General features: G+C 35.8%; 9 protein-coding genes. All 9 read right to left on the bottom strand.

The window, feature by feature from the left end:
• Positions 1-46: 46 nt before the first annotated feature.
• The 9 genes from HHX25_RS12845 to HHX25_RS12805 all read right to left on the bottom strand — a co-directional run bounded on the left by HHX25_RS12845 (position 47) and on the right by HHX25_RS12805 (position 16,048).
• Entirely contained in the window at positions 47-643 is a 597-nt protein-coding gene (locus tag HHX25_RS12845) for a hypothetical protein (RefSeq protein ID WP_169674107.1), read from the bottom strand.
• 61 nt (positions 644-704) lie between these two features.
• Positions 705-2,279, bottom strand: coding sequence for an alpha-L-fucosidase (locus HHX25_RS12840; protein ID WP_205958041.1), 1,575 nt, complete (start codon positions 2,277-2,279; stop codon positions 705-707).
• A 1-nt stretch (position 2,280) separates the two neighbouring features.
• Positions 2,281-4,197, bottom strand: a complete 1,917-nt coding sequence (locus HHX25_RS12835) for a glycoside hydrolase family 97 protein (RefSeq protein WP_169674104.1) — start codon at positions 4,195-4,197, stop codon at positions 2,281-2,283.
• Positions 4,198-4,297: 100 nt separating this feature from the next.
• Positions 4,298-6,358, bottom strand: coding sequence for a hypothetical protein (locus tag HHX25_RS12830; protein ID WP_169674101.1), 2,061 nt, complete (start codon positions 6,356-6,358; stop codon positions 4,298-4,300).
• A 24-nt stretch (positions 6,359-6,382) separates the two neighbouring features.
• A complete protein-coding gene (locus HHX25_RS12825) occupies positions 6,383-8,584 on the bottom strand; it encodes a glycoside hydrolase family 3 N-terminal domain-containing protein (RefSeq protein ID WP_169674098.1) in 2,202 nt (733 codons plus the stop codon).
• Between the two features lie 40 nt (positions 8,585-8,624).
• Positions 8,625-10,151: an alpha-L-fucosidase gene (locus tag HHX25_RS12820; RefSeq protein WP_169674095.1), complete on the bottom strand. Its 1,527-nt coding sequence runs from the start codon at positions 10,149-10,151 to the stop codon at positions 8,625-8,627.
• A 22-nt stretch (positions 10,152-10,173) separates the two neighbouring features.
• On the bottom strand, positions 10,174-12,147 hold the full coding sequence (locus tag HHX25_RS12815) for an alpha-L-fucosidase (RefSeq protein ID WP_169674092.1): 1,974 nt from the start codon (positions 12,145-12,147) through the stop codon (positions 10,174-10,176).
• A 19-nt stretch (positions 12,148-12,166) separates the two neighbouring features.
• The gene (locus HHX25_RS12810) at positions 12,167-14,158 is read right to left on the bottom strand and encodes an alpha-L-fucosidase (RefSeq protein WP_169674089.1); all 1,992 of its coding nucleotides are present in this window, start codon (positions 14,156-14,158) and stop codon (positions 12,167-12,169) included.
• A 27-nt stretch (positions 14,159-14,185) separates the two neighbouring features.
• On the bottom strand, positions 14,186-16,048 hold the full coding sequence (locus HHX25_RS12805) for an alpha-L-fucosidase (protein WP_169674086.1): 1,863 nt from the start codon (positions 16,046-16,048) through the stop codon (positions 14,186-14,188).
• Positions 16,049-16,390: the final 342 nt, after the last annotated feature.

The raw sequence follows: 16,390 nt of genomic DNA, 5'->3' as shown, positions 1-16,390 counted from the left end.
TATTACCACCATTACTTATACCTGTTCTTATAGTTTTAATTATTAATTAATCAGTTCTTTTTGAAGTAAAATTATTCTCGATTTTCTTAGATATATCAGTAGCTTTAGTCAATAAAACAACTCCAAAAACAATCTCAATCAAAGCAAAATAGTTCATATTCTTACTCTTTGAGTTTGTCACAAAAACCTTTTCCTCTTTTGAAATATTCGGCGATTGATTTTTATTCGAAATGTTTTTTGTAGTATATTCTGTTTTGGTATCAGTCTTGAAATTAAACTCAAGAAAATTTCCAGATCCATGCATAATAATCATAAACCCAAATACAATTATTACCAGATGATAAAGTAAATGTTTGTCAAGATTTAAATCGATCTGGTCTTGCTCTTTAATCTTAATTATTGACAACACTCTTTCAGTCCGAAATATGAATATAATAGCAACAGTTAAGGGTAATATAAAATTCAAAACCATAGCCGTCCCTATAACAATCATAAATGAATTATTCACATGATGATTATTTGAAAACATTGAAGTCAATACTCCAACACCACTTAACATTGAACCAAAAGTTTGGATTGATTTCCAAAATGCAACCAACCCAATAATTCTTAAGATTATTGAAACTAGGTCTTTAATTTTCATTTCTCTATAGTTTAAATTTATTACTAACGCGGGAGTGTTTATTCTTAACTCAGACTTATTATTACTCCTTCAATTCTATTTTAAATGTATAAGCAAAGTCATTTGGTTTTTGGTCTGGTGTATTTATTACCAAGCCATCAGGGCCAGCTTTCCATTTAATTTCACCATCATATCCCAACAATTCTATAGATTTAATTTCTCCAACCCTGGTATTTAATTTTGTTATCTTTTCAATAAGTATTTCGGTATTATCGCCAGGCCAATCCAAAACAAAGGCATACAGGTAATTATCTTTAACTGTAAATCGAATGTCCTTTTTGCCATAGGGTGATTTTTTTGTAAAATGTGGCATGTGGTGTGTTGGTCCTTCTCCAAACGTATACCAAGGTCTTGTTCCATAAATTCCCTCTCCATTTACAGCCAGCCATTTACCCATATCTTCCAAAATAGACGTGGCGGTTTCATCTAACGTGCCATCTGCTTTTATAGGCACGTTAAGTAACATGTTGCCATTTTTACTTACAATGTCTATTAACTTATCAATTAGGGTTGCACTTGTAGTGTATGGTCTGTTTACATTGTATCCCCAAGGCCCCATTGAATCGTCTGTTTGCCAGGGTTCGCTCAATATATGGCTCGCTTTTCCGCGTTCAAAATCGAGAGTGGCCATACCATCGGCATACAAGCCTTGCCACGGACGGTCCTTAATAGTCATTACGGCTTCATTTGTACCATTATGATTTTTTATACTGTGGTTGTATAAATGGCTAATAACGTCCATGCCTGTTTTCCCTCCATCGTCTCCCCTAAAAGGAACAGCACAATCAAAATAAAGCAAATCTGGATGGTAGTTATCTATTAAATCCTTAAGTCTATTGGCCCACAAATCCCGCCATTCTTTTGGCGCATTAAATGGTGCCCTGGTGTGTGTATCATCATGCTTAGGCGGATAAAGTCCTTCGCCTTCGCCTTGAGCACCATCATAAGGCACACCTTTCATTGGACCTTCAGAATCAGCACCATTAGCTGTATTTAACCAGCTGTAACTTCTTGATAAATGCGTGGTAACGCCAAAGCGCAATCCTGCTTTTAAGGTCGCTTCTCGCCACATCCCTATTAAATCTTTTTTGGGACCCATATTTACAGCATTCCATTTGTGGTGCTTAGAATTCCATAAGTCGAAATTATCGTGATGTACGGCACAGGGGGTAAAATATTTAGCGCCTGCTCTTTTGAACAGGGCAACTAATTCATCTGGGTTAAAATTTTCGGCCTTCCACATAGGGATAAAATCTTTGTACCCAAATTTGGAAGGATGCCCGTACGTTTCAAGGTGGTGTTTATACTCTGGTCTATCTTCTACATATAACCTTCTGGCATACCACTCCCCTTGTTCAGCAACAGAGTATGCTCCCCAATGCATGTAGATTCCAAATTTTGCATCTCTGAACCATTCGGGACATTCATAGTTTTGAAGAGATTCGATTGTTGGTTCAAAACTCTGAATAGACTTTTTTTCAATATCTTGTGTCTCTTTTTGTTTGGCGCAAGACACAAACAAAGCGGCTACAAGTACCCCTATTAATAAAGTATTTTTCATATTCTTAATTCTAACGTTTTTTGGTACTAATCTCATTTCATATTTTTTCTAGATGAAGCGAAGCTCCTCCTCCCTTAGCTAACTTTAATTTTATGTTATCCCCTTTTTTCACGACTTCTTTCCTTATCTTATAACTTTCTCTCTCATCTAAAAAATGCGTGGTTTCAGCATCTTCATAAATGGTAACATTATAATTTTCATTTTCTGAAAGAAAGCTTAATTCAATATTTAATTCTCTACTCTCCCTATTGGTAAGTGCCCCAACAAACCAATTTTCACCAGCTTGTCTTGCGGCTACTATATATGCTCCAATTTCGCCATCAACAACCTTAAAACTATCAAATTGTGCAGGCATTTTTCTTATGCAATCAAATAAATCGTTTTTCTTTAAATATTCTTCTGGAGCGTCTGGCATAATATTCATTCCTGTATAAACTACAATCAATTTAGCAACTTCAGCAGCTACTGTACCAGGTATTTCTTGAAACACCCTTACCCTTTCTATACTGTTATCAAAATCGAACCATCCGTCACAGTTATCAATAGCCCCAGCCATCATGTTCACAAAAGTTGTAGTAACGATAGTTTCTGGATAATAAGAACGTAATGCATCTGCCTGAGAATGACAAAATTCTTTTGTAATTAAATTTGGCCATGTTCTATCATCACCACTAGGAGGTATAGGCCCATCATGAAAATTTACCATTAATTTATATTTGGCACATAATTCAACAACGCTTCTGGTATGACGCACTTTTTTTTCTATAGAACCTCTCATGAAACCATATTTAACACCCGATGCTCCCCAATCTGAAAATTGTTTTAAAACACGCTCTAAACCAAACTTTTTGGCTCCAACATCATTAAGATATAATATGACTCCAATCCCCTTACTTTTTGCATACGCCATGCAATTTTCAATATTAATGCCCTCTCTGGCTTTAGTTGGGTCTGAATTTTGTTCAAACTCTGGTCCATACCAATCAGCATCTATCAATAAATATTGAATATTATTTTCTGCAGCAAAATCAATAAACCTGAAATGAGATTTTGTATTTAGCCCATATTCAAAACCATCATTGGATTTATATCCCCAAACTCGCCAATCCCAAACTGCACGACCTGGTTTAATCCATGATATATCTTCAATTTTACAAGGTTCATTAAGGTTCACCAGCAAGTTAGAATTTACTAAATCTCCAGGGTTTTCACCAATAATAAAAGTTCTCCAAGACGTTTTTATGGGAAGTTCATCTTTAGTTTCTTTTACTTTAATACCTACCGAATTATCTCCACCAGTATTCTTTTTAATTTCAAAAGGCGCATATCTTATAATCTCAGCTTCATGAATACCAACATAAGTATTATTATTTTGTTTGGTTACTAATGGTATTCTATAAGTACTGTCCTTACTTTTAGACCAAATTAATGGTCCAATATTGTGGTGTTCTCCATTATACCCCCAAAAAGTAAAATCTGAATTAAAGGCTAATTTCGTTGATTCACTATTAATTTGAATTGAATCTTTTCCGTCTTGTTTTGGAATATTATAACGATATGCAAAACCATCATTATAACATCTTAAAACGACATTAAATTCAATGTTATTTTTGCCATTACTAATACCATGAAAGGTTAACTCATTATAATTATTTTCTACTTGTTTAGCCTTACCAATTACTGGTTTCCAAGTTTCTTTAAAATTTTGTTTTTCTATTTTTTTTAATTCGAAATCTCTTAGAATATCTGAGCCATTTATGGTCAAGCCTAAAGGGGATTTTTTAATGATGGTATCACCTTTGAAGAGCTGTGTAATTAACAGAGCGTTTTTAGATATACTAAAATGCAATTTCAAATCACCATTTGGACTCAAAATTTGAGGTGACTCTTCTTTACAACCTACTGAGAGTGTAGAGCATATTACAACTGTTAATATTTGTTTTATAAACTTCATAGATTAATTTCTAATATTAATTTTAAGTCACCTTATATTTATTAAAATGTTCCTAACCAACTTTTATAAATAAAGTATTTCTCTAATTCCCATTTGGAATTCAATCTTTTCTCTTCTTATAGGGAACGGTCTCATAAGCAAATGCATCTATTGTAACCTCTCCCATATATTCAGACTTTGATTTAACCAATTTCAAGGAGTGTTTTCCCATATTTAGCACATTAGTTTGATAGATTGGAGATTGCGATATCGGCCTCCAACCACATCTTATTTTTTCAACGAATTCACCGTCGATGTACACATCATAAGCCCCTATTTCATGTGGACCCTTTCTTTGTCCCAATTTTCCATATACTTTTGCTCTTGTTCCTGTGAATGTAAATTCTACAGAATCTCCAATAGTTGTACTCACCATCTCACTCCCCATAAAACAAGATTTTTCCTCTTTTTTTCGTTTTTGCCAATTGCCTATAAATTCTACCGAACTGTTAGTTTCATCAAGCTTTTGCCAAAGTTCATCGTAATGCCTATCACCAAGAATAACTATCTCATATTCACGATTACCTGTATCTGAATCCTCTAGAGGAATACTTATCTTAGTACTTTCGTAAGGTAGTAATGAAGCAAAGTCAATTGTTTTTAATATTCGAAGCCCTGTTCTGCTATATTCTCGAATTTCAGCCTTAAAGTTTTTTGATTTCGAAAGTCCACCGTTTTCAATTTCACTCTCAAGTACTTTACTACCGTTTACATCATTTATTTTAATTGGCAGTACTATAAGCGCTTCCTCTTCTATCGATCTCCCGGGGAGAAGCGCATAACCATAAATAAGGTCTCCTTTTTTAGTTTGCCCTATTAACTTAAAATCAAAGTCCCGATGGTTAATTCCATTTTGCCCTTTAAAGATGATGATTAAATCTTTACCGCTATTTTTTGTACTCGCTGCTTTACATCCTCCCCCATAATTTACAAGTTGGTCAGACCCAAAACGAAGTGATTTTATATCCAAATCTTTCTGGGGATTAAATCCATGCTCTGCCTTAATTTTAAGTGTGATTTTTTTTGTTTTCGGTGTTATAGGTTCATCATTTAATATGGTAATAAGTTTTTCCAGCACAAGAGGCATAATCATGTTTTTAGAGCTATGATTATCGTCTCCTTTATCCTTGCTTTTAGCCACATCCATTATGGCTAAAGATAAATGTGATGCTCTACCTAAAGAATCTTGGAGAACTTTTGGTCTTTCAAACTTGTACCACGTATTTTTTGTGCCATCTGTATAAAAAGTAGTGGAAGCATCATAAGGCAACCCTGCTTCATTCTTCCAATGAATACCATTAATAGAACGCATATAACCGCTTTTACGATCTTGGGCATGGTTGTAGATCGCATGATATTGATGCCTGCTTCTCCAAATCACAGGATCTTCTGGGTAACCTGTTGTTCGGGTATAATTATTTATGGACATCATTTTGTATGGGCCAAGAATTCCTTTTCGCGATATTGTTATATCGCCATCTTTTTTCATGACTATAATGCTTCCATCAGGGCGATATTCTGAAGTCAGGTTTGAACCAAACTTATCATCTGGTCTAAAACCTCTTGCATCTAGTTTCATCGAACCTATTCGTTCCCATGGGCCTTTCATATGATTAGCTTTAAAAACCTTTGAACCTAAAGTATGTAAAACAAAACTACCATCAGGCATTTTTATAACTTCAGGATTATGACCTTTTTCAACAATTGTACCTGTAATTTTGTATGGCCCTATTGGAGTATCAGAAACACAATGTGCTACTTCAGAATTAAACCAACCATGGTGACCTTTATTTTCTGGCCATCTGCATATTGCAATGTGATATTTACCATCATTACCAAGTATGGGATTTCCCCCCCAATAACACCATTCATTATCTTCAATTCCGTTATCCTTATCACGGGGAATAACATTTTCATTCCCCCATATTCCTTCGGTTTCAAGACCATTTATTATTGGCATTGGAAGAATTAGGTCTTTAAACTGCCCACCAAAAACAATGTTAGGCTCAAATGGAATACTGTCTTGAGATTGTCCAAAAGACATTATATTGATAAAAAACACCCAAAAAGTTACTAAACTAGCTGTTTTTAGAAATTGTTTGTTTAGGTTGTTATATCCCATAAAATCACTTTTATTATCATTTAATTATTTTACAACTAAATTGGTTGCTTTTAGATTTTCTATTCCTGCTCCTACCATAACTTTAAAAGTTCCTGGTTCAACTATCCATTTTCCTTCATTCCAATATTCCAATTGTTGTTTTCCTATACTAAGCTCAACTATTTTTGTCTCCCCTGGTTTTAAATTAACACGTTTAAAATTTCGCAATTCCTTCGCTGGCCTAGCTCGTTTTGAGATTAAATCGTGAATGTATAATTGCACAACCTCTTCTCCTTCATAATGACCCGTGTTTTTAACAGATACCGATACAGTAGTATTTCCATCTATAGAAATGGTACTTTTTTCTAGTTTGGGTTCTCCTATTTCAAAAGTTGTATAACTCAATCCGTATCCAAATGAAAATAATGGTTCTGGATTCGAATTGTAAATATCTCTTGGTCGTCCTGTTTGTAACTTATTATAAAACAAAGGTACTTGCCCGACATTTCGTGGAAACGAAATTGGTAATTTCCCGCTAGGGTTTACTTCTCCAAAAAGCACATTGACTATGGCTTTCCCTGTTTCTTGACCTAAATACCAGCCTTCAACAATGGCTTTAGAATGTTCTGCAATCCATTCAATTGAAAGCGGACGCCCATTTAAAAGAACCACTACATATGGCTTACCAGTAGCATGAATAGCTTCAACTAGTTTTTGTTGTGGGCCTGGCAACCCTAATTCATCGCGGTCTTGATTTTCACGACATGTTTCTTCAGATCCTCCAATAGCCACAATAGTAATATCTGAACTTTCTGCTAACGCTACAGCCTCTGGGATATTTTCTATGGAAGGCGTAAAATTACAGCCTTCTGCAAATGATACGTCTGTATCATCACCTACATACGCCTTTAGGCCATCTACAATGGAGATATAATATTTAGGGATATCTGGTGAATAGCCGCCTAAACGCATAGCACTTCCATTGGGCCCTACTACGGCTATTTTTTTGTTTTTCTTTTTCGACAACGGAAGTAAATTACCTTCGTTTTTCAAAAGCACGATGCCTTTATGAGCGACTTCTAAAGCCAAATCATTGTGTTTTTGATTAGAAACGATATCTTTCCAATTGTCTTTTGCAAGTCCTACGTACAATGCTTTTTTAAACATTTCGGCATCATGTTGCGATACTTTTTCTGGTTCACCATTGTCAGGATGTTTTATAACATCAAATCGGTCGTCTAAAGTCACATCGGCATCAAAAAGACCCAACTCAAATTTGGTTTTTAGAACATGCGCTACCGCATTATTCAATAAACTTTCTGAGACAATTCCTTTGTTAACCGCCTCAATTAAGTTATCTCCATACATGCGATGTTCATTCCATCCCTGAAATAAAGCCAGCTCTTGATGAATACCAACTTTTAACCCTGCATTGGCGGCATGGTTCCAATCTGGAACGTAATTAAACACGCGCTTTAAAGAGCGTAAATCGCCGTTATCTGAAACAATTAATCCGTCCCAACCCCATTTTTTACGTAAAATATCATTAAGGATGTCACTATTTGCATGACATGGTATCCCATTTAGCAAATGATGCGCGGGCATAATTGCACCTACCTTAGCTTCTTTTATTGCCAAACGAAACGGATATAAATGCACATTATGTAATGTATAGTCTGATATGTCATGGGCGGCACCATTATCTCCTGCCATCGGTTCCCCATCTGCTACAAAATGCTTTGCTGTTGCCAAAATATGGTCTTTATCAAAACGTTTATCTCCCATACCTTGAAGTCCTTTAATATAAGAGCTTCCTATTTTACCTACTAAATAAGGGTCTTCTCCATAACTCTCCTCGGTTCTACCCCAACGAATATCACGCACTACGGCCAACATGGGTGTATAACATTGATGAATTCCAAAAGCACGAGACTCTTTTGCAACGGTATGTCCCATGCGTTCTATTAAATCCAAATCCCAGGTACTTGCCATAGCAATGGCTTGAGGAAATACGGTGGCATGATTCATCTTGATACCATGCAAGCACTCATTTGCGCTTATATTGGGTATCCCCAACCTCATATTAGCATTTGGGTATTGGGTTGCTAATTGATGAACTTTTTCCTCTAAGGTCATTTTAGCAATGAGCTTATCAATTTTAATTTCAACATCCATATGATTTTTCTGAGAAAACCCATTTGAAACTGTAATTAGACTTATAAATACTAATATTATTTTTCTGTTCATTATTTTATATTTTGACATTTCTTTTAATTAAGTTCAAGAATCATTTTAACTTATCATAAGGCTCAAAGTTGAAAACCTGTATTTTACGTATTTCAGCTATTCCTTCAACAGATTTTAAACATTTGAACCTAATTTTACTGGTTATTACTGGTATAACACGGTCAATTTTTTTATGACCAATAGTCTCATAACCTGGATTGTTATTATAAGGTTTCTTAGCTATTGGAAAATGATTGATAGGTTTCAGCTCTTGCCATATACCATCCACAAAAGCTTCTAAAATGTATTTTGCCACACGTTGTCCATTAGCTATGTTTTCCATTAGAACAACTGTATTGATTTCTTTTGGTACTCCCCAACTAAGCTCAACAATATTGCCTTTTTTAATATCTTTTAGTTCGGCTACTGGGTTAGAAAAACGCCTTTTAATTTCATCACCAAACCTTTTAGCTGCAACTACAATAGTATCTGGTACCAATCCTCTATGATCTGGTGGTAAGTTTATGATGGTATTAGCTCCCAATCCAACGGTTCTATAATATAAATCCACATGTTTAGATAATGGTAATGGCAATGTGACTTCAGGATGCCAAAACCAACCACCTCTATGAAATGCCCAATGGGTCGTACACTCTCTTACGCGCCAATACTTGCCTAACGGGTGTCCTGTTCTTACCTCATTTTCAAGCAAACCATAGTCATTTTCAACGGAACTATCATTTGAATTAGGTGCAGGACGGGTATATTTAGTACCATCTACTGTATTTACAGCATTCCACATGGGGTATACAACAAGCCCAGATTCGTTGCCTGGCACCCAAGTTTCTGGTCCCATAAATACCATATTAGGTTGAAGCTCTGCAACCAGATCTGTCATAGGGTTCCAAATATGTTCACTTCCAGGTGCTCCCCAATGATCGGACCACATAAAATCTATTTGTCCATAATTGGTTAAAAGCTCTCGCATTTGTCCCAGTTGCACTTGTTGGTACTTTTCTTTCCTTTTTTTATCTCGAAATGCTATTTCTACTAGAGAGTCCCTGTCTGGTCCCCAACCTATTTTGCCGTCATACCAGCTAAGCGCTTCGTATGTGTCATGACTTGAGGTATGATAAAATCCTACTTTTAAGCCATGTTTTCTACAAGCATCCACAAATTCTTTAGCGATATCTCCCTTGCCATCTTTATAAGGACTATTAGCAATGGTATAATCTGTAGTTTTAGAGGGCCATAAGCAAAAGCCTCCTTCGTGTCTTACTGTTAAACAACCGTACTTAGCCCCCATGGATTTGGCTGTTAACACCCATTGTTCTGCATCTAATGCTGTTGGATTAAATTTTGAAGGTGGTTCTTTTCCATCGCCATGTTCTTGTCCTGTAAATACATTTAAGCCAAAATGGAAAAAGGCACCAACTTCCCAATCTGCAAATTCGATTTGCTTTTTACTTGGCTTGACCAATATTGAAGATTGATTTTGAACCTCAGCTTCTTTTTTTTCATTGTTTTTGCAAGAAAAATATAAAAATGCAAAAACGATTATTAGTGAAAAATTTTTATATCTATTCATAAAGAAAGCGTTTTTTAAATCATTATTTTGTAAATACTGCATTGGCCCAAACAGAGTGATCTGAATTTGCATTATCCCCACCATCGGTCGTTGTTAAGCGAAGTTCTCTTAGATTAGATGGAAACTTAATGTCTATCTCTACAGCATCATCTTTTCCTGTGAGTTTCTTACTCTTGTATAACTCAATCCACTCACCTTTTTTATAGCCTTCTACAATAAAAACAACTGAGCCGTTATCGCCAATCATATCCTCAATCCCTATAGATGCTTTTAAGCCTCTAGCGTTTGGATATTCTGTTAAATCATACTCTACAACGCCTTTCTTCTCTTTACCGACAGGACAAACCATTAAACCTTGTTTAAAATGTTTTCCATTAATAAAAATTTTATCGCCTTTGTAGTTTTTATCTCTTCTCACGCCACCATGTGCCGATTCATAGATGGTTTCTACACCACTTATGTAGGGGTAACCAGAATCGAAATCTCTTGTAATAGGGTCACAATTATAAACGGCAAAACTTCTAATTTCCACTGGCTGTGCAACCGATTCTAAACATTTAAAACGAATACGGTTAGTAACTACAGCTTTTACCCTATCTATTTTTTTATGACCTATCGTTTCGTATCCTGGATTATTATTATAGGGTTTAAAGCCCATCACTCTGTTTCTTGGTTCTAGTTTTTGCCACTTGCCATCAACATAGGCTTCTAGTAAATATCTCACCACTTTTTGTCCATTAGCAATATTTTCCATAGTTACTATGGTATTTATTTTTTTCGGCTTTTTCCATGATAGTTCTACAATGTCTCCAGATGTCACCGTTTCTAATTCGGCTATAGGTTTAGAAAATCGTTCGTTGATAGCATCTCCAAACTTTTTTGCTGCTTTAGCGATATCATCCGGAACCAGTCCTCTATTATCTGGTGGTAAATTAATAATCACATTAGCACCTAAACCTACTGTCCTGTAATATAAATCTAAATGCTCCCAGTGTTTTTTTGGAGCGGTTCTTTTTACAGAATCTGGGTGCCAAAACCAACCACCATAATTAAACCCTGTATTGGTTGTACATTCTCTAACCCGCCAAAATTTACCTAGAGGATGTCCTGTACGAACTTCGCCTTCTAACAACCCATAACTATTTTTTGTCGTTACATCACTGTCGTTGGCTGATGGTCGTGAATATTTAGTTCCATCTATTGTATTTACAGCATTCCACATTGGGTAGACTACATGCCCTGTTTCATTACCAGGCACCCAAGAATCTGGTCCCATAAACACCATATCTGGCTGAAGTTCTTCAGCTAAATCTGTAACCGCCCTCCAAACACCATTGGGGTCTTTCGCATTCCAATGGTCGGACCACATGAAACCAATGGGGCCGTAATTAGTGAGCAGCTCACGCATTTGCTCCACCTGTTTTTTCTTTAACCGACCTCTTAGGCCTGGATCTTTTTTATGGGCTTCTCCCATGGCTTTGCTCCAAGTAGAACTCCATTTTAAAGGTAACTCTAAATCACCCTCATATTTTCCTAATGTGGCATTCGCATCAAAGGCCGCTGTATGATAAAAGGCAGGAACAATACCATGTTTTCTACAAGCATCTACAAACTCTCTGGCAATATCTCCTTTACCATTTTTGTATGGACTGTTAGCAATGGTATAATCTGTAGTTTTTGAAGGCCATAGACAAAATCCACCTTCATGTCTTACGGTTAGGCAAGCATATTTGGCTCCCATAGCTTTTGCTGTTAATACCCATTGTTCTGCATCTAAATTGGTTGGATTAAACATGGACGGTGGAAACTGACCATCTCCATGCTCCATATCCGTAAACACATTTAAACCAAAATGGATAAACGCCCCAACTTCCCAATCGGCAAACCTAATCTGTTTTATAGATGGTTTGGCTAATTTAATGTCTTGAGAGTATATTATATTAGACATTAAGACTGCCATTAGAACAGTAAATAAAAGAGTGTTTGTTTTTTTCATTTAATTGTGTTTAGAATATTTATTTAATTATTAAAGCGTCTATAGCAACTAGTTTATTAGTTGCATTTATAACTTCTATTTTATGTTTTCCAAAAGGTAATTTCTCTGAAGAAAATACAATTTGCTGTACGCCACAACTTGCTTGCTTGCTTAAATCCACAGTATCATATAATTGTCTGTCAATTAAAACAATCAATTTTCCCATATCTGGAGACGTATTGGCTATTAAATCGACACTTGTTCCTTCAAACGAGCAGCTAAATCGTTCACCTCTTATATAAGATTCATGTATATCGTTATTAAACTCTTTTTTATTTCGGTTTACTTTATGAACCCAACCATAATAATACATTCCAGGATCATCATCATTAACCCATATTTTATCCTGTCTTATTTTAAATACAGCTGCAATTTCATTTGGTCTATTCTTAGGAAGTTGAATATTTAGAATTTCCTCGTTTTGTTTAAAACTAATCTCATTTCTAGTTCCCAATAGTTCAATTTTTGTAATATTTCCTATAGTGGCGCCTCCTTGTTTTAACTCTGGAATCTCTATGTTTTTCGATTCTGGCCATTCCAAACAAAACATATATATGTACCCTCCTTTTCTTGTAAAGTAGTAGTTTCCAACATTACTTTTAAACACTTCAAAAGGTCTACTACCATAAATTCCTTCACCATTTATACGCATCCATTCGCCTATATTTTTACAAATTTTAATGGCCTCGGGATCGACATTGCCCTGGGCTCGTTGTGGAATTGATAATAACAAATTACCATTTTTGCTTACATTATTTATAAGTGTGTGAATGACCCACTTTGCATCTTTATACCTCAGTCTTTCTTTATTAATAAACCAAGGCCCGATAGCATCGTCTGTTTGGAAAGGATAGGGTTCTATCTGGCCTTCGATTTTTTTCTCACTATCTTTTACCAACGAATTAGCCACAATTTCGGCTTCTTCTATGGTATATAAACTATTGGCTTTGCCTCCAACTGCTTTCATATTTAAAACAGCAATTTGCTTACCATTATTCATCGCCATACTCTTATTATAGTAATTAGCCGCTATTTGTGGTGCTAAATGCCCAAAACCCATTTTTACACCTAAATCGACCCAACCATTTACCCCGACACTTTCATCAAAATAGAGTAAATCGGGATTATATTTAAGCAAATCGTCTACACGCCACATAAACTGATTGGCAAAAGGAGATTGGTTCGCATCTAATTCTTTATCATGAGGAAACCCATACAAATCTTTAGGATCAAGACCTTCCCAAAGGGTTCCTTTTCCATCTTCAAAAGTTACAGTAGCAGCATCATAAGGTATTTCTTTATATTTCCCTTTCTTGTCTCTTCCAAAATAGTGAGGCATAAATTGCCCCCATGTTCTTGCTGGCGATGCATGTACAGACACACCAAAAGGTAGACCATGCTTCTCGGCAGCAGCTTTCCAAATAGCAATTATATCTTTTTTGGGACCAATATTTACCGAATTCCATGGTTGATAAGTTGAATTCCAACTATCATAATTATCATGATGGTTGGCTAAAGCAACAAAATATTTCCCGCCAGCATCCACTGCCATTTTTAAAAATGCATCGGGATTCCATTGGTCACACGTCCACATGGCACATATATCCTTATAACCAAATTCTGAAGGGTGTCCGTAATTTTCAATACAGTGTTTATAACGCCTATCTCCTTCTATATACATCCAACGCGCATACCACCCTCCTGCTTCTGGAACCGATTGCGGATTCCAATGCGACCAAATACCCAGTTTAGCCTCCCTAAACCAATCGGGTACTTCATATTTTTTTAGTGATTCCCAATTGGGTTTGTAAATACCAGGATATACCTGCAAATCTGGAAGATTCCAAATATCATATTTGCCAATGGCCTCAATCTTTTCTTGTGAAAAAACGGAATTAGTCAACATAAATAATACGACCAACAATACATTAGTTGCCCTCAACGATCTAGTTTTATTCCTATTTGAAGCCATTTACATTACTTTTCTATATCTGAAAACTCACTCTAAAGGAGCTAATTCAATTTGCCAAAACCTCTGGATTCCTGGAAAATTATCGTAATCTTGCGCTTTTAACTCTATTTGATATAAGCCCGTTTTAGAAAAAGATATGGAACCATAGTCCTTAACGACACTAACCCCATATTTAGTTTTGGGCACAGTCTCAAACTTAAGCTCATCATCTTGACTTTTCAACACCATTCGAGCTGGCTTAAAACGCGTTGCAAATTCACCACGTACTTTATATTCACCAGGAGTCTTCACATTAACAAGCCAATACACTTTATCCCAAGGGTTATGCCAATTTTGAAGCCCGTTTCTTTGAACTTTAGCATTAGACACACCTCCAATTCGTTTTACAATATGCCCCGTAGTTGTAGCATTATCGGCATTTAAGCGGATGACTTCTAGTTTTGAAAATGGATCTGCCTCTAGATCAAAACCTTCTATTTTTAGTACGTAAGCATGCTTAAACGGCATTTCTTTTTGAGAAATCCCCATTTTTTTGATTTTAAGCTTTTTATCTACCACCTCATAGTCTACTTCTCCATGACCAATTAAAGTTACTTTAGATTTATCTGTGATCTTATTTACCTGTATTTTATCGAACGAAAATCCTTTTCCTGGCCAATCGAAACATATCGCATACAGGTTATTGTCTTTTTGGGTATAGCGTACATTAATCGGGCTTGTTTGAAGCGCAGAATTATACTCCATATAGTATCCTTTTTTACCATACATATTAGGACCTTCTCCAGAAACGCGCCATGGTCGTGTACCATAAATAGCTTCGCCATTTATTTTTAGCCAGTCCCCTACTTCATAAAGCATTTCCTTTTGACCTGCTGGAATGGAACCATCTGCAGCTGGACAAACATTAAGCAACATAACACCATTTTTGCTTACTACACTAATAAGCTCTCGTAACAGCCAACGTGGGGAACGTGTTTTCATACCTGCTCTCCAACTCCAATAATGCCCTCCCGTTGATTGATCGGTTTGCCAAAGCCTTGGTGATAAATCTCTGGCACTCCCCCCCTCGTAGTCATGTACTCCAACACCTAAAGGTAATTGGTCAAGCTTTCTGGTAATAATAACCTTTTTATTCCATTCGTTTTCTTTTGAATAATAGTAAGAGGCAAATTTTTGACGATATTCCATTGGGATGTCACGTAACCCCCAATCAAACCAAATCTGATCTGGTTGATAGTTATCAATAACTTCTTTTAATTTTTTGAACCAACGTTCATAACTCTTCTCTGGAGATAATTTTCCATATAAATCTGCATATTTCGGGTTTGCAGTTGCTGTACCTTCTACTGTATTATAATAACCTGAAATATTGAACCCATGGTGAAACGACGTAATCACTTTCATATCGTTTTTACGTATCTCTTTTACTAATTCACCAACAACATCTCTTTTTGGCCCCATTTTTTTAGCATTCCAACGGTTAACCTTACTAGCCCACATGGAAAAACCGTCATGGTGTTCTGCTACGGGCCCTGCAAATTTTGCTCCTGCTCGTTTATACAAATCGGCCCATTCTTTTGGATCCCAATTCTTAAGTTTGAATTTAGGAATAAAATCGTGATAATTAAACTTACCTAATGAACCGTAAGTTTTTATATGATGCTTTTGTACTTTATGATCTTTTTGATACATTAAACGTGGATACCACTCTCCTTCGAATGCTGGTACGCAATAAACACCTAAATGTGCATAAATACCAAACTTAGCATCTTTAAACCACTCAGGAACCTCATGTTGAGAAAGTACTTCCCAACTTAATACGTTATTTTCTTTTTGCGCATGTCCTGCCCATACAACTAGCATTAAAAATGTAAAAATAACTGTCCTCATTTATAAATATTTCTTTTAAGTATTATTTCTTCAACACATGAAATTCTGTAAAACCTGGCAATTCATACTTTTTCGAAACCTTTAATACTGGATATTTTATCGTTGGATAATCATGAACTTGCCAAAAAGGGGATTACCATTACTTAAATGTCAATGTTACACTTCTTTTATCCTTAAGCCATTACAAACCCTAAACTTCCTCAGTAATTTTTCAGCTAGCTGTAAATGAGTTTTAGAAAAACTTAATGTAAAAACAAATATTGGAATTTAAGACGTGTCTTAAGGGTAGAAATATCTCTTTATGGTTAATATTTAGTTCAGAGCTTTTTCTGAAAGAAACAC

It is taken from the genome of Flavivirga algicola, assembly GCF_012910715.1.
Taxonomy (GTDB): Bacteria; Bacteroidota; Bacteroidia; order Flavobacteriales; family Flavobacteriaceae; genus Flavivirga; species Flavivirga algicola.
The sequence above is the reverse complement of the archived record's forward strand: the minus strand, read 5'-3'. Positions and strand labels throughout refer to the sequence as shown.

Excerpts from the sequence above, each read along its gene's own strand:
- HHX25_RS12845 (WP_169674107.1), bottom strand. The coding sequence starts at position 643 with ATGAAAATTAAAGACCTAGTTTCAATAATCTTAAGAATTATTGGGTTG.
- HHX25_RS12840 (WP_205958041.1), bottom strand. The coding sequence starts at position 2,279 with ATGAGATTAGTACCAAAAAACGTTAGAATTAAGAATATGAAAAATACT.
- HHX25_RS12835 (WP_169674104.1), bottom strand. The coding sequence starts at position 4,197 with ATGAAGTTTATAAAACAAATATTAACAGTTGTAATATGCTCTACACTC.
- HHX25_RS12830 (WP_169674101.1), bottom strand. The coding sequence starts at position 6,358 with ATGGGATATAACAACCTAAACAAACAATTTCTAAAAACAGCTAGTTTA.
- HHX25_RS12825 (WP_169674098.1), bottom strand. The coding sequence starts at position 8,584 with ATGAACAGAAAAATAATATTAGTATTTATAAGTCTAATTACAGTTTCA.
- HHX25_RS12820 (WP_169674095.1), bottom strand. The coding sequence starts at position 10,151 with ATGAATAGATATAAAAATTTTTCACTAATAATCGTTTTTGCATTTTTA.
- HHX25_RS12815 (WP_169674092.1), bottom strand. The coding sequence starts at position 12,147 with ATGAAAAAAACAAACACTCTTTTATTTACTGTTCTAATGGCAGTCTTA.
- HHX25_RS12810 (WP_169674089.1), bottom strand. The coding sequence starts at position 14,158 with ATGGCTTCAAATAGGAATAAAACTAGATCGTTGAGGGCAACTAATGTA.
- HHX25_RS12805 (WP_169674086.1), bottom strand. The coding sequence starts at position 16,048 with ATGAGGACAGTTATTTTTACATTTTTAATGCTAGTTGTATGGGCAGGA.